The following is a 23,997-nucleotide window of genomic DNA, read 5'->3' as shown; positions in this document are numbered from 1 at the left end:
CTACAGCCCACGTTTCCCAAGTTTCAATCTTAGTTTCACTGCAAATAGTGAATCCTTGCCGCTGATTTTAATGCGTTGAAGCTGAAAAAAATCAGGTTGATCATTATCAATCCCTTCAACAGTAGTTACAGCATTTGTATAATTTGCCTGTCTCACCAGTTCCACATCACGTTCAGAGTAAATACCAAAAGGATAAGCAAAACTACTTACTGCTTGACCAGTGATCTGTTCAAGTTGGTGTTTGGACTCCACTAGTTCATCCAGGCATTGCTGATCTGTGAGTTTCGCGAGATTGGCATGCGTCAAAGTGTGTGAACCGATTTCAACTAAACCCCTTTTCGCTAAAAAAAGAATTTGTTCATCACTGAGTTTTGGTTCTCGTGCCAACTCACCGCTATTATGATGTGCTTTTTTATAAGTTGACCAATCTCTATCATGACGATCGACAACGACGTAAATAGTTGCCTTAGCCTGATATTTCTCAAGGATTGGAAAAGCATTTTCCAGATTATCTAGATAACCATCATCAAAGGTAATTGCAACGGTTTTTTCAGGATGTTTACCCCAGTTTTGCTGTAACTCCTGCATAGTAACAAAATGAAAACCTTGCGCTTTCATCCATGCTACCTGTTTTTCAAATTCAGCAGGTTGAACGCGTAATTTATTAAATTTCGCTCCATCAATATGTTCTCGTACCATGTGATACATCAGAATACGTGGTCGCTTCCAATCAATTGCAGGCTTCCACCACGCATATTTATAGCTGAATATAATCATTGCCAAAACAAGAACTAAAGCGAGATAAATCACATCATTGACCTGAATAGGATTTCAATAAACATGTTGCCACACGCTCTGCTTCTTTAAAAGTCTGTTGTTGCGGAAGTTGAGCAGTTTTAGTCTGTGTCCCAACAATATGATCTAGGATTAGAGCATCAATCACATGTGTAATACGGTCCTGTTTCAATCGATCCATTGCAATCACCCCAACACGGCAACCTGCCGTCAATGCTTCAAAAATCATCGAAACACTATCTTCTGTCACATAAACCGTTTCCGCCAGTTGCATTTGTTCAAAAATCCAGCCTTGTGGAGTGTGTTCTACAGGGAAAATGTCTAATTGCGACGCATAATCTTGTTTTTTTAAACGATCCAAGAAATGCTCAGGCGTTCGTCGGGAGGTCGTCAAGATCAACTGACAATGTGAATTGTGCTGAACAATCTGTTCTATTGCCGTTAAAACTTTATTTTCGTTCCATTGATGTCGTTTTGAAGTTCCGCCAAGCGCAATTAAAATCCGATTGGCTTGATGACGATGTTCATTTTCAATTGGATTTAAAGCACCTTTGGTGACAATTACTTGATCAGATGCAGCAATACCATCATGTTCAGGAATAATGGCGTAGTCAAAACAGTGAATAGGTAAGCTGGGTTTCATCAAGATTACAGTTTTCGCTTGAGGATAAACTTTTCCCAATAACCAAACTCGAAGATGAGTATGCGAACCTACCCCAAAAATAAAATCAGGCTGTTGCGCAATACCACTCACTTGATGGCTAAATAATCCTTTAAAAATACTCAATAAAGCTAAGTTTTCTAGCTGAATTTCTTCAAAACTGGTATTGGGATTTTGCTGATGTATGGCTTGATATAAACCTAAAGCTTGTGATCGATGTCCCGCCTTTGCATCACTCACATATACGATATGCATTTTATTTTCCCAATATCACAAGCACAAAAAAGGCGAAACATCAGTTTCGCCTTTCATCTTAACTGATTCAATTATTTAACGTAAGTTAACCAGTGTTCATATTTTGGATTTTTACCTTGAACGGCATCAAAGAATGTTTTTTGAATAATCGTCGTGATCGGGCCACGACGACCTTCACCAATTTGACGATCATCATATTCACGGATCGGTGTAACTTCAGCCGCAGTTCCAGTAAAGAACGCTTCATCTGCAATATAAAACTCGTCACGGGTAATACGACGCTCAACCACTTCATAACCCAAATCTTTGGCAATGGTAATAATCGTTTGACGAGTAATACCATCCAATGCGCCACCCGCAATATCAGGGGTATGTAACACACCATCTTTTACCAAAAATACGTTTTCACCAGAACCTTGGCACACATAGCCTTGTGGATCCATCAACATCGCTTCATCATAGCCTGAATGCGCTACTTCCTGATGAGCGAGAATGGATAAGGTATAGTTACCAGAAGCCTTAGCTTTACACATGGTCACGTTTGGATGATGGTGGGTAAACGAAGATGTTTTAACACGAATACCTTGCGCCATCGCTTCTTCACCCAGATACGCACCCCAGCCCCATGCTGCAACTGCGGCATGAATCGTGTTATTAGTCGCGGCAATTCCGAGTTTTTCAGAACCAATCCAAATAAGTGGACGCAAATAGCATGAAGCTAATTTGTTTTCACGCACCACATCAATTTGCGCTTGCTCAAGAGTCGCCTGATCAAATGGAACTTTCATTTGATAAATTTTTGCAGAGTTCAGCAAACGTTTAGTGTGGTCTTGGAGACGGAAAATTGCTGTGCCTTTAGGTGTTTCATAGGCACGGACACCTTCAAAGACACCCATACTGTAGTGTAGCGTATGAGTTAAGACGTGGATTTTCGCATCACGCCAGTCAACCAATTGTCCATCTTGCCAAATAAAACCATCACGATCAGCCAAATTCATGGCACACACTCCAAATTTTTACACAATCATTCACTCTCCAGCACCACCGTTGATACTGGATCTATTAATCTTTGCCATAACTTGCAAACGACCTCGCGGGTATCGCGCCAGTCCGCAGCACTGACTTGCATGGATTGATTTGCAAGGGCTAAGCGGTGGCTCTCGGCTCGTTCACTGAGATAAGCGTGTATCAATGCTGTGGCATCTTCACTGGATAAGCAGCCTGCTTGAGCAGCATCTTCAAGAATTCTTACATTGTCGGAAAAATGGGCGAGATCAGGATTCGCACCACTCCATGCAAGCACCATATACTGTGCCATAAATTCGATGTCAACGATACCACCTGCGTCCTGTTTTAAATGAAAAATCCCATGTTTTTTTTGTTCTGAGGAAGAACCTAAATGGTCTTTCATTTTCTGACGCATTTTTAATACTTCTTCCTGAACGTATTTTTCGTCACGTGGCTGGGTTAATATTTGTGCACGCAAGTGGGCAAATTTATTTCTTAAATCCATTTCACCTGCGATAGAACGTGCGCGCACCAATGCCTGATGCTCCCATAACCAGGCACTTTTTAACTGATACTGTTCAAATGCTTTCAGACTCGTGACCAATAGCCCAGCTTCGCCAGAAGGTCGTAATCGGGTATCAATTTCATACACGCGACCATCCAGCGTTTGCGTAGTCATGAGTGATAAAAACTTTTGGGCAACGCGAACAGCAAACTCAAAGCCAGTAATGGCTTTTGGTCCATCGGTTTCAGCTTGCTCATCAAAATAATGAATAAAAACCAGATCCAGATCAGAACCGTATCCCAGTTCGATTCCACCGACCTTGCCATAGCCGATCACGGCAAAGCCAGTATGTTCCAGTGAACAGCGTTGCCCTTCTGCATCCAGTGGATAACCATGTCGTTTCACCACCGTCTGATAGGCCAGATTCAATGTCGCAATCACACTCACTTCTGCAATATCCGTCAATGCATCGGAGACTTTCATCAGTGGACTTTCAGCTAGAACATCACTGGCAGCAACCGTCAGTACATTGCTCTTTTTAAATAAACGCAGTACCCGCATTTGATCTTCAACTTGATCAATTTCAATCCGTAGTAATTGTTGACGTAGTGAATCTTCGAGATCTTGACGCTTTGGCAATTCAAAATCCATCGATAAAAATTCATCTAATAGAACAGGATATTGAGTCAATTCTTCACAAATCCACGGACTTACCGTTGCCATTTTGACCAATCGTTGCATAGCCCCACGGCTTTCCATCAACATGACCAGATATACGGTACGACGCATCACCGACTCAACTAAAGGCATCAAACGTGTCAGTGCAACTTGCGGTTTATCCGACTGTAAGACGGCTTCAATAAAATGCGGCCAAAAATCTTTTAAACGCTGTACCGCTTTAGACGGCAGTTTTTTCAGGGCATTACCATGCCAAAATTCATGAATCAGATTTTTGGTTGAATCATCTAGCACTGCATCTAAGCGCAGTTCAAGCTGAGTTTCGGTTTCTGCTGGTGAAGCAACTTCTTCCTGAATCAGATTTTTAAACTGATCACTGACCCGTGCACGTTTTTCATTTAAAACCGCTAAAAAAGCATTCCATGAATCATAACCAAGCGTATCAATCATACGCTGTCGCAAATCAGGCTCTACAGGCAACATCTGCGTTTGCTGATCATTTAAAGCCTGTATCGCATGTTCAACACGTCTTAAGAATAAGTAAGCATCTTCAAGTTCAATGACTGCCTGCGAATCTAGCAGACCGACTTGTCCCAAATGGTGCAAGCTCACCAGACATTGGCGATCCTGCAATTCGCGTTTGGACCCCCCATAAATGAGCTGAAAAACCTGCACAATAAATTCAATTTCACGGATCCCGCCCGCTCCTAATTTAATGTCATCGGCAATATTACGACGAGCGACTTCTCGCTCAATCATAGCTTTCATTTCACGCATGGCTTCAAAGGCGGAATAATCAACATAACGACGAAACACAAAAGGTCGCGTCATTTCTAGTAAATGATCACCGCGTTTTCCACCACTAATAATACGTGCCTTGATCCACGCATAACGCTCCCATTCTCGCCCATGCTGAATCAGATATTTTTCTAGTGCCACATGACTAATTGCTAAAGCTGAACCATCTCCCCAAGGACGCAAGCGCATATCAACCCGAAATACAAAACCATCTGCGGTGATATGATCGAGCAAATAGATGAGTTTTTGCCCCCATAAAATACAAAACTGCTGAACATCAATCGACTTACGACCATTGGTTTCACCCTGCTCATCAAAGGCAAAAATCAGGTCAATATCACTGGACAAATTGAGTTCTTGAGCCCCCAATTTCCCCATGCCTACCACGATCAAATCCTGAATCTGACCATCGTAACCAATCGGTTCGCCATGCTTGGCAAGTAAAGGTGGAAGCGCAAACTGCTTGGCTGCACAGATACAGGCATCTGCAAAATCTGAAAGTTCACGGGTAAGTGTGATCACATTAGTGAGTTGATTGGCATCTTGCCAAATCCAGCGGAACATGAGTTTGGCACGTAAGATACGCAATGTGCGCATCCACTGACTTTCATCTTGAATGTCTTTTAATTCTTGTTCAACACGCTTAAAAATATCGTTAGTAGTGAGTGCATGATGAAATTGATCGATTGCATAATCTTGTTCTAAAGCAGTTTGATGTAAACCCAATACCTGCTCGGCATATTGACTCGCTCTTAATGTTTTTTGCAACTGCTCAGTATTCATAACAAACCTGCAACTTCTATTTAACATAGTTATAACAGTTGCAGGTTCATTTAGGGAAATCTATTTATGCAACAGTGACATCGCCGCTATCTTTTTGAGCAAGCAACATTCCAGTTCCATCCGTCGAGCAAGGCAATACCACTTTGAATATCGTGCCTTCTCCCTCTTTGGAACTGACTGAAATTTTTCCAAGATTGAGGTCAATAAATCGTTTACATAACGTTAAACCCAGACCCGCACCTTTTTCCCCATCAGTTCCTCTTAAACTTGCCGTAATTCGAGGATGGAAAACGGTAGACATTTGCAACTCTGTCATGCCCAAACCATTATCTTCGATCTGAATTTCAATACCATCATTGGTAAAACTGGCACGAAGTGCCACAAAACCATAACCATCTAATCGTGTAAATTTTAAGGCATTTGAAACTAGATTTTGGATCACCGAAGTAATCATATTGATGTCGGCATATACTTTTAAATCTTCTGGAATTTCGTCAATCAGCGCAATTTTCTTTTTAATCGCCAATGTATTTAAGACCTTAATGACAATCGAGGTTGCTTGTTTGAGGTTAAAGTTAATTGGATGATAGACAAAGCGACCACCTTCTGCCATCGCCCATTCCAACAGGCTTTCTAACAGATTGTAGGTCGACTGTGACGTTTCATATAGATAGTCTGCAATATTTTGCACACTTGATTCGTCTAAAGTATCACGCTCTTTGGCTAAAACTTCAGAGAAGCCCAGCAAACCATGAAACGGCGCACGCAAATCATGTGAAATAATAGAAAAAAACTTAGTTTTACTAAAATTCAAAGCACACTGCTGTTCATATAATTCATTCAAAATCTCATGATTATATTTAAGCTCAAGATAACGCGAAAAATTCATCCCATGTTCAGCAAGCAATGAAATTTTAACTGGATCAAAGCTTTGCTCATCATTATCAAAAAATAATGCAATTCCTATCGATTCATTATTTTTTAAAATATTAACGGCAATAATACGATGATGTTCTACGCCGCCTTCATTCATATAGGCTGAAAAATCCATATAATGCGGATGTTTTTGATCAATAAAAACGCGATCTTCAAAAAATTGCGCATTATTACGTTTTTGTAATTTAAGTACCGCATGAATCTTCTGATCAGCATGATGCCAAAAATAAGTTTCTTCATGGAAACATAAAATTGCCTTTTGAGCCCCGATCAAGTTTTTACCAAATTCTAAAAACTGTTGAATCAGATTATGCTCACTTTTTAGACCAAGGAGTAGCGATAAGCGGCAAGCACTTAGCTGATCTGCTTGATCAAGCTCTAACAACTGTAAACTCATGGTCCGCCTCATGGCAATTGTGATTATTATGGTTAGAATATGGAGAATAAAAACAAAATAATAAAAAATAAAAATGAAAAAATTACACCACTTACATTTAGCAAATTTTTACCAAAAAATCAATGATAAAAGTAAAATAATCTTAAGCTTATGATAACTCACTGCTTTTAATTGTAGGGTTATTCCAAGAATAAATACCCCATTTTTTTAATATTTAATTCGATTAAATCATTCAAAAAATATACTATACAATGCAAAGTCAGATATTTTTTTATTCCATGATTTTCAAACAATTAATTCACTCATTACAACTCAATCTAAGAAAGTTAATTCTGCTTCTGGCTATTTTTAGCGTGATTAGTCTGTTTATTATTTCATTATTAGTAAGTTACTATATTCAAAAAAATCAACTCATTAACAACTCCCTTTCAGTCAATATGGAATATGCATCCAAGATTGCCAAAGGAACTAATAGTCATTTCAAAATGATGCTCAAAGAGTTGGACTATAGTGCCAAACTCTTGGGTCAATCCTTTGACAATGAACAAGTCATGCAAGCGGAAGTCGATCGGTTGAAATTTCAGTCTGATTATTTTAATAGTGTGATTGTGTCTGATCGTAATGGGAACATTCGAAGTTTTGCCCCTGAACAATTAAAACTCAATAAGAAGGTGGTAAATCACACGCTTGGCTTTGAAATGTCACTCAAAAATCAGTCAACGGTGGTCACACCGCCTTATTCATCTATTACAAAGAATTTAATTGTATTTTTATCTCAACCTATTTTTGATCAAAATCATCAATATCTAGGGTTTATTGGCGCTGCGATTTATCTCAAAAAAGACAATATTTTGAATGAACTGCTAACCATGAAATATGGTTATAAAAAGAGTTACATGTATGTCATTGATAGTAATCAGCATATTATTTTCCATCCTGATGAAAAACGGATTGGTACTTTAGACACACAAAATAGTGAACTCAGTACCATGCTGAAAGAAAAAAATGGCAAGATTCAGATCAAAGATGGTTCAGGTGAAGATAATTTGGCTGGATTTGCATCTATTCCAACAACTCAATGGATTGTTATTTCTCAACAGCCCACGCGTGAGCTTTTAGCACAAGCATCTTCAATTATTGTAAAAATTATTGCTGGTATGCTGTTTTTTTATGTGTTTATCTTTTTTATTGTATGGCGAATTTCTTATTTAATTTCAGCACCATTGGCTCAACTCGCCAAGATGGCAAGCCATTTAAATGCGACCACAACAGAACATAAAATTAAGGAAATTGATCCTTGGTATTATGAAGTGCTCAAATTTAAATTGTCCTTATTATTAAGTTCTCAACAATTCAAACAAAAGATTTCTGAGTTAAATTTTTACGTCAATACCGATCCACTTACCGGTTTTTATAATCGTCGTGGTATGGAATTATTTTTAGATGAGTTTATTAAATCTGAAACACATTTTTTTGTGATTGCACTTGATATTGATCATTTTAAAAAAGTGAACGATGTTTATGGGCATGAAAATGGTGATGTCGTCTTAAAAATTATCGCAGAAAAAATTAAGGAGAATTCACGAGATATCGATGCATGTTGTCGTATTGGTGGCGAGGAGTTCATTATTTTAGCACCAGCGATAGATTCTTCTACTGGTCTTATTATTGCTGAACGTATTCGAGAGGCAATTGAAAATACAGTGATTCCAGAAGTCGGGAAAGTGACTATTTCCATTGGTCTTGCCTATTGGCCAAACTCTTCCAAGGATATTAAACGTGTTTTTAGAGTGGCAGATGAAAAATTATATGAAGCAAAAGCTCAAGGTCGTAATCGTGTTAAATATTAGACTGCTTTCATGATGGTTTAAACCCTCTTTATTTTTCTCCCACAGGTAGAAATAAAAGGGACTTATGAAAGAAGTCTATTCAAAATAGAGTCAATTATTAGCATAGGATTGAAGCGTGAAAAATGAAACTTCCACTGACATTTTGGTACATTTTATCTGATGTCATAGGCTTTTCAATTTGGAGTAAACAAAAGCAAATTTTAATTCGCCCCTATGTTTCCACATGAATGACATGATCCTTTGTTCCCACCACTTTTGCTCGCTGTGGATGAGTTTCAGGTCGGTGTTGTAAGGGGGTGTATCAAAATACGGTTATGATGCTACGGCGCATTACAGTTAATTCGCTGGCATGGCATTGTTGTAGATGGCATGTTGCTAAGATAGTTTTAAGTCAAATTTATTTGATAAATAAAAAATGATGCCGCAGCATCATTTTTTTATCGAATAAGGGTTTTGTTTTTACTCATCATCCATCATCGATGCACTCATACCAACCGTATTAAAGCCAGCATCTACATACATAATTTCACCTGTGATCCCTGAAGCCCATGGTGAACACAGGAATAATGCAGCATTGCCCACTTCTTCAATGGTCACATTACGTTTTAGTGGCGAAATTTTTTCATTGGCATCTAACATCTTACGGAATGATTTAATCCCTGATGCCGCCAAAGTACGAATTGGTCCTGCTGAAATCGCATTGACACGAATACCATCCGCACCCAAACTTGATGCTAAATAACGCACACCTGCTTCAAGTGAAGCCTTTGCCATCCCCATAACATTATAATTTGGCATCACACGCTCAGAACCTTGATAAGTCAAAGTCAATAAACAGCCTTGACGCACTTGTAACAAAGGCTTTGCGGCACGTGCCATCGCCACGAAGCTATAAGCACTGATGTCATGGGCTATACGAAAACCATCACGATCAGTTACGTCGGTAAAGTCACCATCTAATGTATGTGCTGGGGCAAAACCAATTGAATGCACCACCCCATCCAGACCATCCCAGTGTTTTGCCAACTCTACAAAAGCATTGTCAATTTCAGCATCCACAGCAACATCACAAGGAAAGACTAATGATGAACCAAATTGCGCAGCAAACTCATCAACACGTTTTTTTAATTTTTCATTTGGATAGGTAAATGCTAGTTCAGCGCCTTCACGATGCAATGCTTGTGCAATACCAAAAGCAATTGATAATTTGCTTGCAATACCAGCAATCAAAAAACGTTTACCAGTTAATAATCCTTGTGCCATGGGTAACTCACTTGAAAAAATTTATATGCATAATGCCAAGCTTCTGGCATTTGCGAAATTGCATAATGCATCTTTTTTACCTTTTCATAAGAAAACTGTATAAAAAAATCTCTCATTTCGAAGCGATTTTTTTACGGACTGGTAAAGCAATGAACTTTTTAGTCATTCGACAAAATGCCAATCAAACGCAAGAATGAAATATACATCCAGACTAAGGTTGACAATAATGCAATCCCACACACCCACTCAAACGCTTTAGGTGCATGCTGCGCAGCCGCAGATTCAATTAAATCAAAATCCAGAATCAGATTAAGCGAGGCAATCACAGCAACAAATGCCGCAAAACCTATCCCTAACCAATTACTTTCAAAGATGTACGGTACACTTGATGCAAATGCTAGTCTCATCACCAGTTGCACCAAAAATACAATCGCAATTGCAATGGTGGCAGACATGACCACAGCTTTAAATTTTTCAGTAGCGCGAATAATTTGGAATTTATATAAACCAAACATCACCAAAGTCGTCACAAAAGTGGCCAATAACGCCTGTAAAGGTGCACCTGGAAATTTCGCCTGAAACATAAACGAAATCCCACCTAAAAATGCGCCCTCAAATAAAGCATAAGGAATCGCCAAAGTCTGGGCAGTGTTCGGTTTAAAGGTTGCAACTAACGCAAGAATCAAACCACCGATTGTCCCTACCCACGTTGCAGCAGAAGCCAATGCAAAATTCAAGCTAAAAGCACAATAAAAAAATACAGCCAAACCTGTAATGGCAGCAACCAATGTTAAAGCAATCGATTTCTGTACTGCACCAGCAACCGTCATGGAATGTCCCACATCGCTGTAGGTTTCAACCCGAGTTAGAATAGGGTTATTACTTTGCATACTTATCTCGTTGTTTTAATAAAATTAATCATATAAACATTGTAAGGGTGTTTTATAAAAAACCAATGTCACAAAAATTTGTTTTTGTAACAACATTTAGTCTAAAAAGATTAGATTTAGTATTAGCATCTTTATGGCTTTGTCTAAACAAGATTGTGAAACACAGAAAATTAGAAATATAAAAAGAGTTTAAAACAAGAATGAAAGAAGTCGAATAAAATAAAAAGCAGATTAACCGATATCTGAAGATGAATATTGATGATTGAAGCAATCTTCGTAACCATATCCTTGTTATTGATCAGCTAAAGCATAAAAAAACCACCCGAAGGTGGTTTTTTAATATCGAGTCAGATTAGTGACCACCACCATTCACAGCTTTCGTCATATCCTCTACCACTTTCTTGGCATCACCAAACACCATCATGGTTTTTTCGTTATAGAACAAGTCATTGTCCAGACCTGCATAACCCGTTGCCATAGAACGCTTGATCACCATAATCGTACGTGCTTTATGTGCTTCCAAAATTGGCATACCATAAATTGGAGAGCTTGGGTCATCTTTTGCAGCAGGGTTGACTACGTCATTGGCACCGATCACCAATACAACATCAGTCGCTGGAAAGTCTGAGTTGATCTCGTCCATTTCCAAAATATCTTCATAAGCAACATCAGCTTCTGCCAAAAGTACGTTCATGTGACCCGGCATACGACCTGCAACAGGGTGAATCGCAAAACGAACTTTTACACCTTGTTCTTTCAGGATTTCACACAACTCTTTCACTGCATTTTGTGCACGGCCCTGAGCCATACCATAACCCGGTACAATCACCACGCTATCCGCATTTGACATCAGGAAGCCTGCATCGTCTGCTGAACCTGAGCGATAGTTACGTTGAACTTGTTCGCCTTTAGCAGCACTTGCAACCGCAGCGCCGCCCATTGCACCACCAAACAATACATTGATGATACTACGGTTCATCGCTTTACACATGATGTAAGACAGAATTGCACCTGATGAACCCACCAATGAACCCGCTACAATCAACATATTGTTTTCAAGCGTGAAACCAATACCCGCAGCAGCCCAGCCTGAGAATGAGTTTAACAGTGACACCACAACTGGCATATCACCGCCACCGACAGGGGCAATCCACACCCAACCAAACGCTAGTGCAAGAATGGTCATTGACCAGAATGCAGCCATGTTGCCTGTCGTAAAGAAATAAATCCCACACGCCAACATTGCAATAAAAATCAAGGCTTGAACAGGTTTTACCCATGAACCAGAAATGGTTTTCGCCCATTTCTTGGCTGCCAATTTACCATAGGCAAATACAGAAGCAGTAAAGGTAATCGCACCAACGAAACAACCGACAAACAATTCGAATAAATGTACTTTACTCATGTGGGCATGTTGAACACCCGCAGCAGTTAACGCCGCTTCATTTTGTGCAAATAATGCAGTCAGTTGATTGTTGTGTAAAATTGCAGCAATCGCAATTAGAACCGCAGCCAAACCGACTAAAGAGTGCATTAAAGCAACCGTTTCAGGCATTTGGGTCATAGGAACGGTACGTGCACGGCTAATACCAACCACTGCACCCAATACCATTGCCCCTACAATCATCCAGACTACAGGATGATCAGCCACAAAAAACGTGGTCAATACAGCAATGGCCATACCGACCATACCGTAACGGTTACCTGAGATCGCTGTTTTGGGGCTAGACAAGCCACGCAACGTCAAAATAAAAAGAACTGCACCAATCAGGTAGAACCAACCCGCATTGTCTCGAATAAATTCCATGTTTCAGTCCTCTTATTTCTTCTGCTTCGGCTTAAACATTTCCAGCATGCGCGCAGTCACTGCGAAACCACCAAAAATGTTAATACTGGCCAAGAACACGGCAATTGCGCCAAGCACACTCACGACATTAATAGATTGGAAATCCACATTTCCCTCAACCCCAATCATTGGCAGACCCACCGTCTGAATCATCGCACCTACGATAATGATCGAAGATAAGGCATTGGTTACTGCCATAAGTGGCGTATGCAATGCAGGTGTCACGCCCCAAACCACGTAATAACCTACGAAGATGGCAAGGACGAAAATTGTAATCGTTTCAACCATGAGAGATCTCCTTAACCACGTTTCAGCAGTACTTGACCGCCATGAGTGACCAATAGGGCTTTTTGAATTTCTTCTTCTGGATTAATTGAGAAATTCTTGTCGGCATCAAATAATGTCTCAACAAAGTTAAAAACATTACGTGCATAAAGTGCAGAAGCTTCGGTCGAAAGTGTCGATGGAATATTCGGAACACCCAAAATTTTCACACCATTTTCAGTAAATACCGTTTCACCGACTTTAGAGCCTTCCACATTTCCGCCAGTTTCAACTGCCATATCCAAAATGACCGAACCTGGTTTCATTTTAGCGACGGTTTCAGCTTTGATGAGACGCGGCGCATTACGACCCGGCAACAGTGCAGTGGTAATCACGATATCAGCATTGGAAACCGCTTTATCCACGATTGCTGCTTGGTCTTTGATGTACTGTTCGCCCGGTGTCCAGCCGTAACCATTTTTAGCTGCTTCATCTGCACGGGCTTGTTCTTCTGGCGACATTGGTACGTCTAACCATTTTCCACCCAAAGACTCTACTTGTTCTTTCGCTGTTGGACGTAAATCAGTCGCTTCAACCACAGCACCAAGACGTTTTGCAGTTGCAATGGCCTGAAGACCTGCTACACCCACGCCCATAATCACCACACGCGCAGGTTTTACTGTACCCGCGGCAGTCATGAGCATCGGAAACATACGTTGATATTCAGCCGCAGCTAATAACACAGATTTATATCCCGCCAAGTTGGCTTGAGAAGATAAAACGTCCATATTTTGGGCACGAGATAAGGTACGCGGTAATAGCTCTAACGCAAATGCAGACACGTTTTGACTCGCGAACTGATCTAAATCAGGATTACGATATGGGTCAAACATTGCCACAACAGTGGTATTGGCTGAAAGTTTTTGAATTTCGTCGCTTTGTGGCGCGCGAACTTTCAAAATCAATTGGCTGCCCTGATAGGCATCATCCTGAATGGTCGCACCAACCTGCTCATAGGCACTGTCGATATAAGCAGCTTTTACTCCTGCCCCACGTTCAATGACTACGTTGTGGCCAGCGCCAATCAACTTCTTTACTGTCTCAGGTGTCGCGGCGACACGATGTTCACCCGCGACTGTTTCAGTTGGGATTCCGATCTGCATGAGCGTTCCTCAAGCTAATTTCCTTAAGTGTAAACATCGTGATAAACGATGTTTCCCCCAGAGTGTGTTCTTGTTGAATTTTTGGATTTTAAGCAAACTTTTGGAAAATGCTACCCATTATTTATTTAATAAATACCCATATTTTGAACTAATGATTCACGTTTTATTTCGACCGATATACAATTCATCGGTTTTGCCTTAAGTTTGAGGCAAACAATGCCCTCCAACATGGCTTTTCAATGAAACGTTTTTTATCTGCAACACAAGTCGGCTCTTTATTTGCCCTATGTGCTGCATTTCTGTTTAGTACCAAAGCAATCTTTATTAAACAAACCTATGCTATTTCACCATTGGTCGATGCAACTGTACTGATGGCTTTACGCATGGGAAGCGCGTTACCGTTTTTCCTGATCATTTGCTGGTTGAATCGGCATCATAATCAGAGCATTGCCAAGAAAGATTGGCTGCTTTTGGTTTTAGCTGGGCTATTAGGCTACTACTTTGCCAGTTGGCTGGATTTTAAAGGTCTGATGTATATCAGTGCCTCTTTAGAGCGGATTATTTTATTTTTATATCCTACCCTCACTGTACTCGCCTCCAGTCTGATCTATCGCCAAAAAATAAATGCAAAAAGTTGGTTTGCCATTTTTTTGAGTTATGGAGGGACGGTTCTGGTGATGCTGCAAGAGTATAATATTGCACCAATTCAGGGCGGTTTTTGGTTGGGTGTTAGTCTGGTTTTCGCCAGTGCTGTGGCTTTTGCCTCTTATTTGCTTATGACCCCTTCTTTAATTCAAAAATTTGGTTCGTGGAACTTTACGGGTCTGGCTTTGAGCGTCGCCTGTGCAGGAACACTACTGCATTTTTTTATAGAAACAGCGCGACCGATCCAACTGTTACAACAATTACCGCTAAGTGTGTGGTGGTACGGTCTAGGGCTCGGATTCTTTGTGACAGTTTTACCTACTGTATTATTGATGCAAAGTATTCAACGTTTGGGCGCATCTCAATCTGCAATGATTGCCTCCATTGGCCCGATTCTCACCATTTTATTAGCAGTTGCTTTTTTAGGTGAACATTTAAATACATGGCAATGGTTAGGATGTATTCTTAATATTATTGGAGTTCTGATGATCAGTTTAAGTAAGAATCGACTGAAACATTAAACCTCTGTTTGATCCAGCCGATCCAACGCAAGCAATACCTGTTGAAAATGCGCGCCTGACGATTCTTGAGCAAGATAATCATCTGGATTACGTAATGGACATTGATCCATCGACAAGCAACCACAACCGATGCACCAATCGAGTTGTTGCCGTAATTGTAATAACGTCAAAATCTTGTTATCCAGTTGCTCTTTCCAAAGCTTGGACATGTTTTGCCAATCCTGTTTAGAGGCAATTTGCTCCTGAGGCAACACTGAAAAAGCTTGTTTGACTTCCTCTAAACGGATCCCAACCACTTGTGCAATTTTAATAATAGCCACGCGCCTGAGCATTGCTCTGAGATAACGTCGCTGATTACCATTGGTACGGACACTCCAGATCAATTGCTTTTCTTCATAGAAACGTAAAGTTGCGACACTCACACCACTGCGTTTTGCCAGTTCGCCAATACTTATAAATTGCTTGAGATGATTATTTTGCATGATACGCTTGACCTCAAGTTAACTTGAGCTTTGATACTAGCATGGCATCGTTAATCTAGTTGAGAAAATCAGCCATGTTCATATCACCTCACCATCTTCGTATCATCAATCCAGATACATTGTATAATCCACAGCCATTCGGATATAGCCATATTGTTGAAGTACAGCAGTTTCGACGTATCATACACATTGCGGGTCAAGGTGGTGAAAACCCAGATGGAGAACTTTCCGCAGATTTTGCCCAACAAGTCAGACAAGCTTTTGGTAATGTACAAATCGCTTTAGACTGCGTGGGTGCAAAACTTCAAGATATTGCCATGTTACGCGTTTTGATCGTTGCTCATAATGAAATAAAACACCATATTCTGATTGAAATTATGCAGCAATTTTGGTCTGAGCAGAAATTTCCAGCCTGTACCCTCATTCCAGTTTCACAACTTGCAAAATCTGAGATGCTTTTTGAAGTTGAAGCAACCGCCTACTTAGATTAAATAAGAGAGCAAAAATGCAACATACATCTGACATCAGCCAAAACAAAGCTCTACTCTGGTTGATGGCAATTGCCTGTGGTCTGTGTGCAGGAGCAAATTATTATTGTCAGCCTTTAATTCACTCGATACAGGCTGACTTTGGCGTACCAGAAGCTCAAGCAGCACTTACCGTAACCTTTGCTCAGGTTTCTTATGCACTTGGTTTGTTGTTTATTGTTCCTTTAGGTGATGTGGTCAATAAAACCAAATTTATTCCTTTATTGATGTTTCTTGCAGGCATTGGCTTATTGCTATGTGGCTTTGCAATCAACCTGCCAATGTTATGGATTGGAACAGTTATGACCGGGCTTTTTTCGGTTGCTGCACAGGTACTGATTCCGTTAGCCACTATGGCAGTGAAACCTGAAAAAATAGGGGAAGTGGTCGGCTTTTTAATGAGTGGCTTATTGGTCGGCATTCTGCTTTCCACCAGTCTGGCAGGTTTATTATCCAATTTATTTCACTGGAAGGTCATTTATTTACTTAGCGCCGTATTCATGTTTTTCACCGCCTATTTACTTAAAGGTCGATTGCCTTATGTGATGCGTTTTCAGTTAAATTATGCGCAAATTTTCAATTCTATGCGTCATTTACTATTTGAAGAAAAGCGTTTGATCTTACGTGCGTTGGTCGGTGCTTGCGCCTTTGCTTCAATGAGTACTTTATTTTCGACTATGGCACTTTTATTATCCTCACCACCCTTTCACTTAAAAGACTTTATGATTGGTATTGTCAGTCTAATTGGTGTTTTCGGTGCATTGTCTACTTCTTATGCAGGGAAACTGGCTGATCGTGGTTATACGATTATTCTGACTTGGGCGGGTTGTGGATTACTGCTCATCAGTTGGACATCTTTTTTCTTTGCCAAAGTCTCACTTATGTTTTATGTGATCGGTTTTGGTTTGATTAACTGGGGATTAGCGCTAATTCATACCAGTAATCAGAACATTATTTTTAATCTACGCCCCGATGCAAAATCACGCTTAAATGCGATTTACATGACCTTATACTTTGCGGGTGCAGCCAGCGGCTCAGCGATTGGAATCTTTGCATGGCGACATGGCGGCTGGGTCATGACCTGTAGCGCTGGATTAGCACTCACATTACTTGCTGCATTGTTTGCACTGATTGATCGAATGTATTTCCATCAAAAAAAGCAACTTGTTTGAACTTAGGAAAACTGAACAACTGGAAAAAACTGTTTATCAGCATCGAAGTCTTGCGTATGTTCCAACATAATATGCATAAAAACAGGCAATAACGTGGTCAATATTTGACAAGCAGCATCGATCAATTGACGAAAAACCTGACTTTGATTGACCAAGCCACCTAAACTCATTTGCATCTGTAACATCGAAATACGTGCAAAAATGAAATTTAAAATTTCTGCATAGTTAGCGACATGTATGGCATTTTTCAGTTGAGTTCTTTCATTCAATCGATGCTCTTGCCATTGTGCTTCATTCAGCTTTTGATGCTGAAATAACCAAAAATGATACGATAAATAAGGACTATCCAAAAATATTTGCATAGTCGCATCTAATTTTGAAGTGAGATTACGCATAATCTTAGCTTCGTGATCTAAATCGACTAATCGTTTCAGGAAAGATGAGAGCTGCTGTAAACGCTGTGAATAGGTTAATTCGATATCGTTTAGATAAAGCGCATTAAGGGCGATCGAGTGATAAAGTAGTTTTGCTTCGAGTTCATGCTGTAATTGACCTGCTTGCTTTACCCAACTCAATGCACGCTGCAATCTTAAATCCAAGCCTTGAGAAAGCGATAATCTCTTTTCTTTAAAAACTTCTTCAAAAACAAACATGGCAATCCCGCTTATTGTCATTATATGTCAGTAATTTCACCTTAACTTGAAACTCCGCTTCGTTTCAATATTTTTGTCTGTTGAGTCATTTTAGATTGAAGCTGCGTCATATAAAAATTGCAGATCATTTTTTACTGCGCTCATCCACTCAATATGGACTGTGTCCCCTCTTCTAGACAAAATTAAAATTGGGTAAAGGTTTAAATTTTTAAAAATATATTTAAAATCAATGAAATAGTAGATCAATTCAATAGTTTGACTACATTTCCACTTTTGCGGGTTAAAACTCGGTTCTAAATCATCTTAATGTATAAGATTGATCTCGATACTGGCATGTACAATTTCTTCATGAATGGATAAAGCCTGTTTGATAGCTTGAGGCGTTAAAAACTGATTGCTTGTTTGTAATGATAAAATACAGGCAAACTTCCCTTTACCCACTTGCCAAACATGTAAATCCATCAGCTTGATCATGCTATCAAATTGTTCAATGACTTGCTTAATTTCCTCTACAACAGGTTCTTGCATTTCAGCATCCAGAAGAATTTTTCCAGTTTGTCGAATCAAACCCCATGACCATTTTGCTACAAGCATTGCTCCGATAATTCCTAATACAGCATCCAAGAAATTCCATCCAAAATATTTACCTGCGAATAATGCAATAATGGCAAGTACTGAAGTGGCAGCATCCGCCACCACATGGATAAAAGCGGCTTTTTGGTTTAAATCCTGATGATCATGTCCATGAGAATGTTCATGTTCTGAATGATGATGTGAATGGTGATGATCTGAATGATCGTCATGTAATAACCAGGCACAGACTAAATTCACCATTAAACCCACCACGGCAATTCCGATGGCGTCGTTATAGTAAATGATTACAGGATTGAATAACCTTTCGATCGAACTAAAACCCATCACGATCGCAACGACCATCAATAATATGGCACTGCTATAACCTGCTAAAACTTCGATTTTCCAGCTTCCAAAACAAAATCTGGAATCGGCTGAATAATAACGTGCCGCGCGATATGCAAGATAAGCCAAACCAAGTGCCACCATATGGGAACTCATATGCCAGCCATCTGCCAATAAGGCCATTGAGTTAAATATCATACCGCCAGAAATTTCAGCAATCATCATGACACCGGTCAGGATGGTCGCCCAGAGAATTTTCTTTTGTGCTAATGGATTGCCTTTATCAAATTGATGATGATGTTGATCTAATAAAATATTATTCGTCATTTTTTTAGGAATCCAATATACTCCCCCAGAGTATATTTAAATTATTTGAGTCCGTCTATGAGCCATCTGCATGACAACCGCAAAATCTTAAATCGTATTAAGCGTGTACAAGGACAAATGAATGCTGTACATAGCGCCATGAGCAATGAAGATGTTTCATGTCTTGATGTATTACAACAAGTGGCTGCTATCCGTGGCGCGATCAATGGTTTGATGAATGAATTGGTAGAGCAACATTTAAAAAACCACGTACTAGAGGAAAATCAATACAATGAACAGGAACTCGAAAAATTTTTGGAAGTATTGAAAAAATATATCTAGAAATTTTGATCTTCAAAAAGTTAGGATTTCTAATTCCAACTAAAACTTAAGTTTTTGGAAAATTTCAAAGTACTTGTCTGACTTTCTGACTAGAAGACATTGCAATCAAAATCACTTTATAAAATATATAATCAGATCTTTACTTGAATTTCTTCAACACATAACTTAAACCATTACCCAATTTAGATTAAATATGATTTCTACTTCTCAAAATTCGATTAAACAGATATTTTATTCTTGATGATTCTCTTCACAATTTCTACATAATTTTATTTTTATTTGAAGATTAAAAATAGACTTCCTTCATAAATCATTTTTCAATCAATTTAATAGTTTATCTTTCACCCAATCTAAATTGTATATGCCAGCAAGTAAATTAAACCGCAGGTTTAATCGTTTACGACGATTTCTATATACACAAGATAAAATCTTAAAACATTTCATCCTTCCAAATACATGCTCTACTTGAATTCGTCTACGACCAATCTCTTTATTTAACTTTTTTAATTCAGAATCTAGTTTTTCAGTTTTCTTTGCTTTAGATGGCATGAGGCATCCAAAACCCAATTTCTTTATCCCTAAATACCCCTTATCAACGATAAAAAAGGGCTTAAATTTTAATTTCCTCATGCTTTTTTTAAATATTTTAAAATCATGCATGCTTCCATGACTTCCACATACACTCAGTATTTCACCTGTTGTATAGTGCATAGATAGCTGAAATTTAAAGGTATGTCGCTTTTTTTTACCGCTATACCATTTCTTCTGTTTTTTTTTGGACGTTGAACTAATATTTCAGTTGCATCAATCACAACAACTTCCCAATCCACTTCATCTCGATTAGGAAGTTGTTTTGGCAAGTTAAATTTTCCAGAACGGATTAAGGTATCTTCAATAACACGTGTGATACGAATTGCACTCGTTTCAGATACACCGTAACTCATACCAAGATGGAAAAATGTTCGATATTCTCTCCAATATTCTATACATAAGAGCAAACGATCTTCCAACGGTAATTTATGCGGTCGTCCTTTACCAATATGACGGGGTAACTGCTTATTTATCTCGGCCAGCATGAGGTTAAATGTAGCCCAACTAACACCGGTAAGCCTACGAAACTTAACGTCTGATAATTTTTGAATATCTTTGAATTTCATCCAAGGATTATCCCTTGAATTAAATAATTTTGCTGATTAATTTAAGATCAAATAAATTGTACGTTTTTTGATTTATGAAGGAAGTCTAATATTATACAAATTAATTCTTAAGACTTACTTAAGCTTTTATTTTTTATTTTTAACTCTAAAACATAGGCATTCTTTATACTAATTGTTAAAATACCACTTTTCACATGTATTAATAGAGTTATCATGGAAAGTAATAACTTGGAAGAAGTTGTTTTAAATATCTTAAAAAAAGCAAAAATGCGCGCTACTTTACCTAGAATTCATGTCGTACAGACATTAATTGAGGCAGATAAAGAAATAACCGCTTATGAAATTGAGAGAAAAGTTGCTCAAAAAAACAGTAAAAACGTTTATATATCAACAATATACTCATCTCTCAGAGCTTTGGAAATGGCAGGCGTGATACAACGCTTTAAAATAGGAGATCAACAGGCTTACTATTCAATAAAAAAACAAAATGGTTCTATTCGATTATATTGTGAAGAATGTGAAAAAACCTATTTATTAGACAATGATAATATCGAAAAGGATATCCTTGATATTTCTAAAACCAGAAATATATCTATTAAATCTTTTTCTGTTTTTATACAAATAAAATGTGAAGAATGTATGGAGAAAAAACAAAATTAACTCCTACTAATAATCATTATTATTAAGCTTAAAATATTTAAAAATATTATCTTTTTCTACAAATTTATCGAAAATAACAATGTAAATAGATTGTATCTATAATTAAGAATCATTACTATTCGCATACTGTTTATTATTGACTATTAACTATTGGGGCAACAATGGCTTTTATCAAAACGCGAAAGAAAATTGTTTCATCTGCAATTGCTTCTTCATTATCGGTGGTTGCTGTACCTACATTTGCACAAGACAATGTGACTCAACTTCCAACTATCCAAAGTGCAGCAACAGCAACACAACAAGAATCTTTAAAAGTTGATCATTCTGCAAATGCAAAATTTGTTGCTCCTTTACTTGATACGCCAAAATCTGTTGCGATTATTTCTCAACAATTGATTGAAGATACAAATGTTACGACGTTGAGCGATGCGTTACGTACTGTACCTGGGATTACTTTGGGCGCAGGTGAAGGCGGTAACCCAAATGGTGATCGTCCATTTATTCGTGGTTATAGCTCTGAAAGTTCAATGTATATCGATGGCATGCGTAACTCCACTTCACAAAACCGTGAAATGTTCGCAATCGAACAAGTTGAAGTCACCAAAGGTTCTTCATCGTCAATGGGCGGTGCAGGTTCAGTCGGTGGTAGCATCAATATGATTTCTAAAGTAGCCAAGAAAGGCGACTCTTTAGAAGGTTCTATTCAAAATGGTACAGATGATTATCATCGTATTACTCTAGATGCGAATAAAGACTTTGGTAATGGCATTGCTGCTCGTGTTGCAGTTATGGGACATGAAAATGACAAAGCTGGACAAAGTGATGGCACAGAATATAAACGTGCGGGTATTGCACCAAGTATCACGTTCGGTCTGGACAGTGCTACTCGTGCCACTTTAAGTTACTATTATTTAAGAACGGATGATACTCCTGACTCTGGTGTTCCTTATAACAATCCAAATAATTATGCTGCTGGTTCTGGAAAGCCAATTGATGTTAAACAGGGTATTTATTACGGCTGGAAAGACCGCGATTTTCAAAAACAGGAAAATCAAATTGGTACCATCAAACTTGAACATGATTTGACTGACAATATTACAATCAGTAATACCGCTGTTTATAACAAATCTAAGAATGACTATGTATGGACTCAACCAGATGATAGTCAGGGTAATTTTATTAATACAACGACAGGTGAATTAAAAGATACAGGTATCTGGCGTCGTGCAAACAGCCGAATTACAGATACTGATACTTTTTCTGATCAACTGTCTTTAGCGGGTAAATTTAATACTGGTACACTGAAACACAGTTTCAATGTTGGCGCTGAATATAGTAAAGCAGAGTCAGATAAAGGTAGCTATACCATTACCGATCCAAATACAAAATCAATTACTGGCGCTGTTGCAAACGGTGCATGTAGCTTAGGTTTGGTCGCTTCTAATGGCTGGTGTACATCGACTTTCAATCCTAATTCAAGTGATCGTTTCCTCGGAACTATTACGGCCAACAAAGCCGTAACCACGACTACATCTGAAACGACCTCTATCTATTTATTGGATAATATTGAATTTAACCCACAATGGTTGTTAGACCTCGGTTTACGTTGGGACAAGTTTGATACTGAACTAAAAACCAATGCCACTGGTGCTAAATTAGAGAACAATACTGATTTCTTTAGTTATCAAGCGGGTCTAACATTCAAACCAACGGAAAATGGCGCAATCTATGCAAGTTATGCAACTTCTGCCAACCCTGTAGGCGCCGATGCTGGCGATGGTTCTGAAACAGCAGTCAATGCAAACAATCAGGATCTAGATCCAGAAAAAGCACGTACCTTTGAAGTGGGTACGAAGTGGGATCTTTTCAACGATAAACTGAATCTAACGGCTGCCATTTTCCGTACAGAAAAGCAAAATACACGTATTCAAATCGATCCAACCACTTATACCAATGGCGGGGAAAGTAAGGTTGACGGTATTGAGCTAGGTCTAAACGGAAATATTACGGATAAATGGGCGGTATCAGCAGGCTATACTTATTTAGATAGTGAACAAACTGATCCAGGACCATCTTGCTCACGTACTGGTGTATGTTCTCCAAACAATCCAGCTAAAGGTAAGGATCTTCCAAACGTTCCGACCAACAGCGCAACACTGTGGACAACTTATAAAGTGTTACCGCAGTTGACTTTAGGCGCTGGTGCAATTGCCATGGATAAAGTCTACGGCAACGCTGCCAATACAAAATGGGTACCGGGTTATGTGCGTTATGATGCCATGGTTCGCTACGATGTGAACAAAAATATCAACTTACAGTTGAATGTAAATAACCTATCTGATACACGCTATTTTACCAAAGCTTATGCATCTCACTTTGCTACTGAAGCAGAAGGCCGCAGTGCTGTTGTTGCATTAAACTTTAAATACTAATTCCATATTTTAATTATGGGATTTAAGATAAAATAGCCTCATTCCGAGGCTATTTTATTTTTTATTTATGATCAATTGATCATCTGATAG

22 protein-coding genes are annotated in these 23,997 nt (G+C 38.9%); 7 read left to right on the top strand and 15 right to left on the bottom strand.

Annotated features, from left to right (window positions below; translation table 11 throughout):
• The 5 genes from EGS47_RS11270 to EGS47_RS11250 all read right to left on the bottom strand — a co-directional run bounded on the left by EGS47_RS11270 (position 1) and on the right by EGS47_RS11250 (position 6,816).
• On the bottom strand, positions 1 to 777 hold the full coding sequence (locus EGS47_RS11270; RefSeq protein WP_371863738.1) for a polysaccharide deacetylase family protein: 777 nt from the start codon (positions 775 to 777) through the stop codon (positions 1 to 3).
• 34 nt (positions 778 to 811) lie between these two features.
• Positions 812 to 1,711, bottom strand: a complete 900-nt coding sequence (locus tag EGS47_RS11265) for an ELM1/GtrOC1 family putative glycosyltransferase (protein WP_004992905.1) — start codon at positions 1,709 to 1,711, stop codon at positions 812 to 814.
• Between the two features lie 71 nt (positions 1,712 to 1,782).
• Positions 1,783 to 2,709, bottom strand: coding sequence for a branched-chain amino acid transaminase (locus tag EGS47_RS11260; protein ID WP_004992903.1), 927 nt, complete (start codon positions 2,707 to 2,709; stop codon positions 1,783 to 1,785).
• Between the two features lie 26 nt (positions 2,710 to 2,735).
• On the bottom strand, positions 2,736 to 5,483 hold the full coding sequence (gene glnE, locus EGS47_RS11255; protein WP_005002420.1) for a bifunctional [glutamate--ammonia ligase]-adenylyl-L-tyrosine phosphorylase/[glutamate--ammonia-ligase] adenylyltransferase: 2,748 nt from the start codon (positions 5,481 to 5,483) through the stop codon (positions 2,736 to 2,738).
• Between the two features lie 64 nt (positions 5,484 to 5,547).
• Positions 5,548 to 6,816, bottom strand: a complete 1,269-nt coding sequence (locus EGS47_RS11250; RefSeq protein ID WP_005002418.1) for a sensor histidine kinase — start codon at positions 6,814 to 6,816, stop codon at positions 5,548 to 5,550.
• Between the two features lie 278 nt (positions 6,817 to 7,094).
• Here EGS47_RS11250 and EGS47_RS11245 point away from each other — a divergent pair, with 278 nt between their 5' ends.
• Positions 7,095 to 8,666, top strand: a complete 1,572-nt coding sequence (locus EGS47_RS11245) for a sensor domain-containing diguanylate cyclase (RefSeq protein WP_228711803.1) — start codon at positions 7,095 to 7,097, stop codon at positions 8,664 to 8,666.
• Positions 8,667 to 9,125: 459 nt separating this feature from the next.
• On the opposite strand, the gene EGS47_RS11240 is transcribed toward EGS47_RS11245, so the two are convergent.
• The 5 genes from EGS47_RS11240 to EGS47_RS11220 all read right to left on the bottom strand — a co-directional run bounded on the left by EGS47_RS11240 (position 9,126) and on the right by EGS47_RS11220 (position 14,092).
• Positions 9,126 to 9,929: an enoyl-ACP reductase FabI gene (locus EGS47_RS11240; RefSeq protein ID WP_005002413.1), complete on the bottom strand. Its 804-nt coding sequence runs from the start codon at positions 9,927 to 9,929 to the stop codon at positions 9,126 to 9,128.
• Between the two features lie 158 nt (positions 9,930 to 10,087).
• Complete coding sequence (locus EGS47_RS11235) at positions 10,088 to 10,819, bottom strand: Bax inhibitor-1/YccA family membrane protein (RefSeq protein ID WP_005002411.1); 732 nt, start codon at positions 10,817 to 10,819, stop codon at positions 10,088 to 10,090.
• A 352-nt stretch (positions 10,820 to 11,171) separates the two neighbouring features.
• Positions 11,172 to 12,626, bottom strand: a complete 1,455-nt coding sequence (locus tag EGS47_RS11230; protein ID WP_005002409.1) for an NAD(P)(+) transhydrogenase (Re/Si-specific) subunit beta — start codon at positions 12,624 to 12,626, stop codon at positions 11,172 to 11,174.
• A gap of 12 nt (positions 12,627 to 12,638) precedes the next feature.
• Entirely contained in the window at positions 12,639 to 12,953 is a 315-nt protein-coding gene (locus tag EGS47_RS11225) for a proton-translocating transhydrogenase family protein (RefSeq protein ID WP_004992891.1), read from the bottom strand.
• Between the two features lie 11 nt (positions 12,954 to 12,964).
• Positions 12,965 to 14,092 (bottom strand): Re/Si-specific NAD(P)(+) transhydrogenase subunit alpha, encoded by a 1,128-nt coding sequence (locus EGS47_RS11220; protein ID WP_004992889.1) that lies wholly within the window; start codon positions 14,090 to 14,092, stop codon positions 12,965 to 12,967.
• A gap of 239 nt (positions 14,093 to 14,331) precedes the next feature.
• Between EGS47_RS11220 and EGS47_RS11210 the strand changes: the two genes are divergently transcribed.
• Positions 14,332 to 15,258: a DMT family transporter gene (locus tag EGS47_RS11210; RefSeq protein ID WP_125269646.1), complete on the top strand. Its 927-nt coding sequence runs from the start codon at positions 14,332 to 14,334 to the stop codon at positions 15,256 to 15,258.
• Here EGS47_RS11210 and soxR read toward each other — a convergent pair.
• Positions 15,255 to 15,740 (bottom strand): redox-sensitive transcriptional activator SoxR, encoded by a 486-nt coding sequence (soxR, locus tag EGS47_RS11205; protein ID WP_004994734.1) that lies wholly within the window; start codon positions 15,738 to 15,740, stop codon positions 15,255 to 15,257. The two genes, EGS47_RS11210 and soxR, sit on opposite strands and share 4 nt — an antisense overlap.
• A gap of 74 nt (positions 15,741 to 15,814) precedes the next feature.
• On the opposite strand from soxR, the gene EGS47_RS11200 reads away from it, so the two are divergent.
• The gene (locus tag EGS47_RS11200; protein WP_004992879.1) at positions 15,815 to 16,231 is read left to right on the top strand and encodes a RidA family protein; all 417 of its coding nucleotides are present in this window, start codon (positions 15,815 to 15,817) and stop codon (positions 16,229 to 16,231) included.
• Between the two features lie 14 nt (positions 16,232 to 16,245).
• Positions 16,246 to 17,439 carry an MFS transporter gene (locus tag EGS47_RS11195; protein WP_125269645.1) on the top strand — a complete coding sequence of 398 codons (1,194 nt, stop codon included), beginning with the start codon at positions 16,246 to 16,248 and terminating at the stop codon, positions 17,437 to 17,439.
• A 2-nt stretch (positions 17,440 to 17,441) separates the two neighbouring features.
• On the opposite strand, the gene EGS47_RS11190 is transcribed toward EGS47_RS11195, so the two are convergent.
• Together EGS47_RS11190 and dmeF are read right to left on the bottom strand one after the other, a co-directional pair.
• Positions 17,442 to 18,092: a hypothetical protein gene (locus EGS47_RS11190; protein WP_004994738.1), complete on the bottom strand. Its 651-nt coding sequence runs from the start codon at positions 18,090 to 18,092 to the stop codon at positions 17,442 to 17,444.
• 303 nt (positions 18,093 to 18,395) lie between these two features.
• Positions 18,396 to 19,337 (bottom strand): CDF family Co(II)/Ni(II) efflux transporter DmeF, encoded by a 942-nt coding sequence (gene dmeF, locus EGS47_RS11185; protein ID WP_005002401.1) that lies wholly within the window; start codon positions 19,335 to 19,337, stop codon positions 18,396 to 18,398.
• A 57-nt stretch (positions 19,338 to 19,394) separates the two neighbouring features.
• Here dmeF and EGS47_RS11180 point away from each other — a divergent pair, with 57 nt between their 5' ends.
• Positions 19,395 to 19,658 carry a metal/formaldehyde-sensitive transcriptional repressor gene (locus EGS47_RS11180; protein WP_005002400.1) on the top strand — a complete coding sequence of 88 codons (264 nt, stop codon included), beginning with the start codon at positions 19,395 to 19,397 and terminating at the stop codon, positions 19,656 to 19,658.
• Positions 19,659 to 19,979: 321 nt separating this feature from the next.
• Here EGS47_RS11180 and EGS47_RS11175 read toward each other — a convergent pair whose 3' ends face one another.
• A complete protein-coding gene (locus EGS47_RS11175; RefSeq protein ID WP_077165880.1) occupies positions 19,980 to 20,450 on the bottom strand; it encodes an IS5/IS1182 family transposase in 471 nt (156 codons plus the stop codon).
• On the bottom strand, positions 20,342 to 20,734 hold the full coding sequence (locus EGS47_RS11170) for a helix-turn-helix domain-containing protein (protein WP_171455400.1): 393 nt from the start codon (positions 20,732 to 20,734) through the stop codon (positions 20,342 to 20,344). The genes EGS47_RS11175 and EGS47_RS11170 overlap by 109 nt, the downstream gene beginning before the upstream one ends.
• Positions 20,735 to 21,028: 294 nt before the next feature.
• Here EGS47_RS11170 and EGS47_RS11165 point away from each other — a divergent pair, with 294 nt between their 5' ends.
• Together EGS47_RS11165 and EGS47_RS11160 are read left to right on the top strand one after the other, a co-directional pair.
• Complete coding sequence (locus EGS47_RS11165; protein WP_004992871.1) at positions 21,029 to 21,475, top strand: Fur family transcriptional regulator; 447 nt, start codon at positions 21,029 to 21,031, stop codon at positions 21,473 to 21,475.
• Positions 21,476 to 21,636: 161 nt separating this feature from the next.
• A complete protein-coding gene (locus EGS47_RS11160; RefSeq protein WP_005002398.1) occupies positions 21,637 to 23,907 on the top strand; it encodes a TonB-dependent receptor in 2,271 nt (756 codons plus the stop codon).
• The last annotated feature ends 90 nt before the right edge of the window (positions 23,908 to 23,997 follow it).

The sequence above is a fragment of the Acinetobacter sp. FDAARGOS_515 genome, from assembly GCF_003938865.1.
Lineage (GTDB): Bacteria > Pseudomonadota > Gammaproteobacteria > Pseudomonadales > Moraxellaceae > Acinetobacter > Acinetobacter ursingii.
The sequence above is the reverse complement of the archived record's forward strand: the minus strand, read 5'-3'. Positions and strand labels throughout refer to the sequence as shown.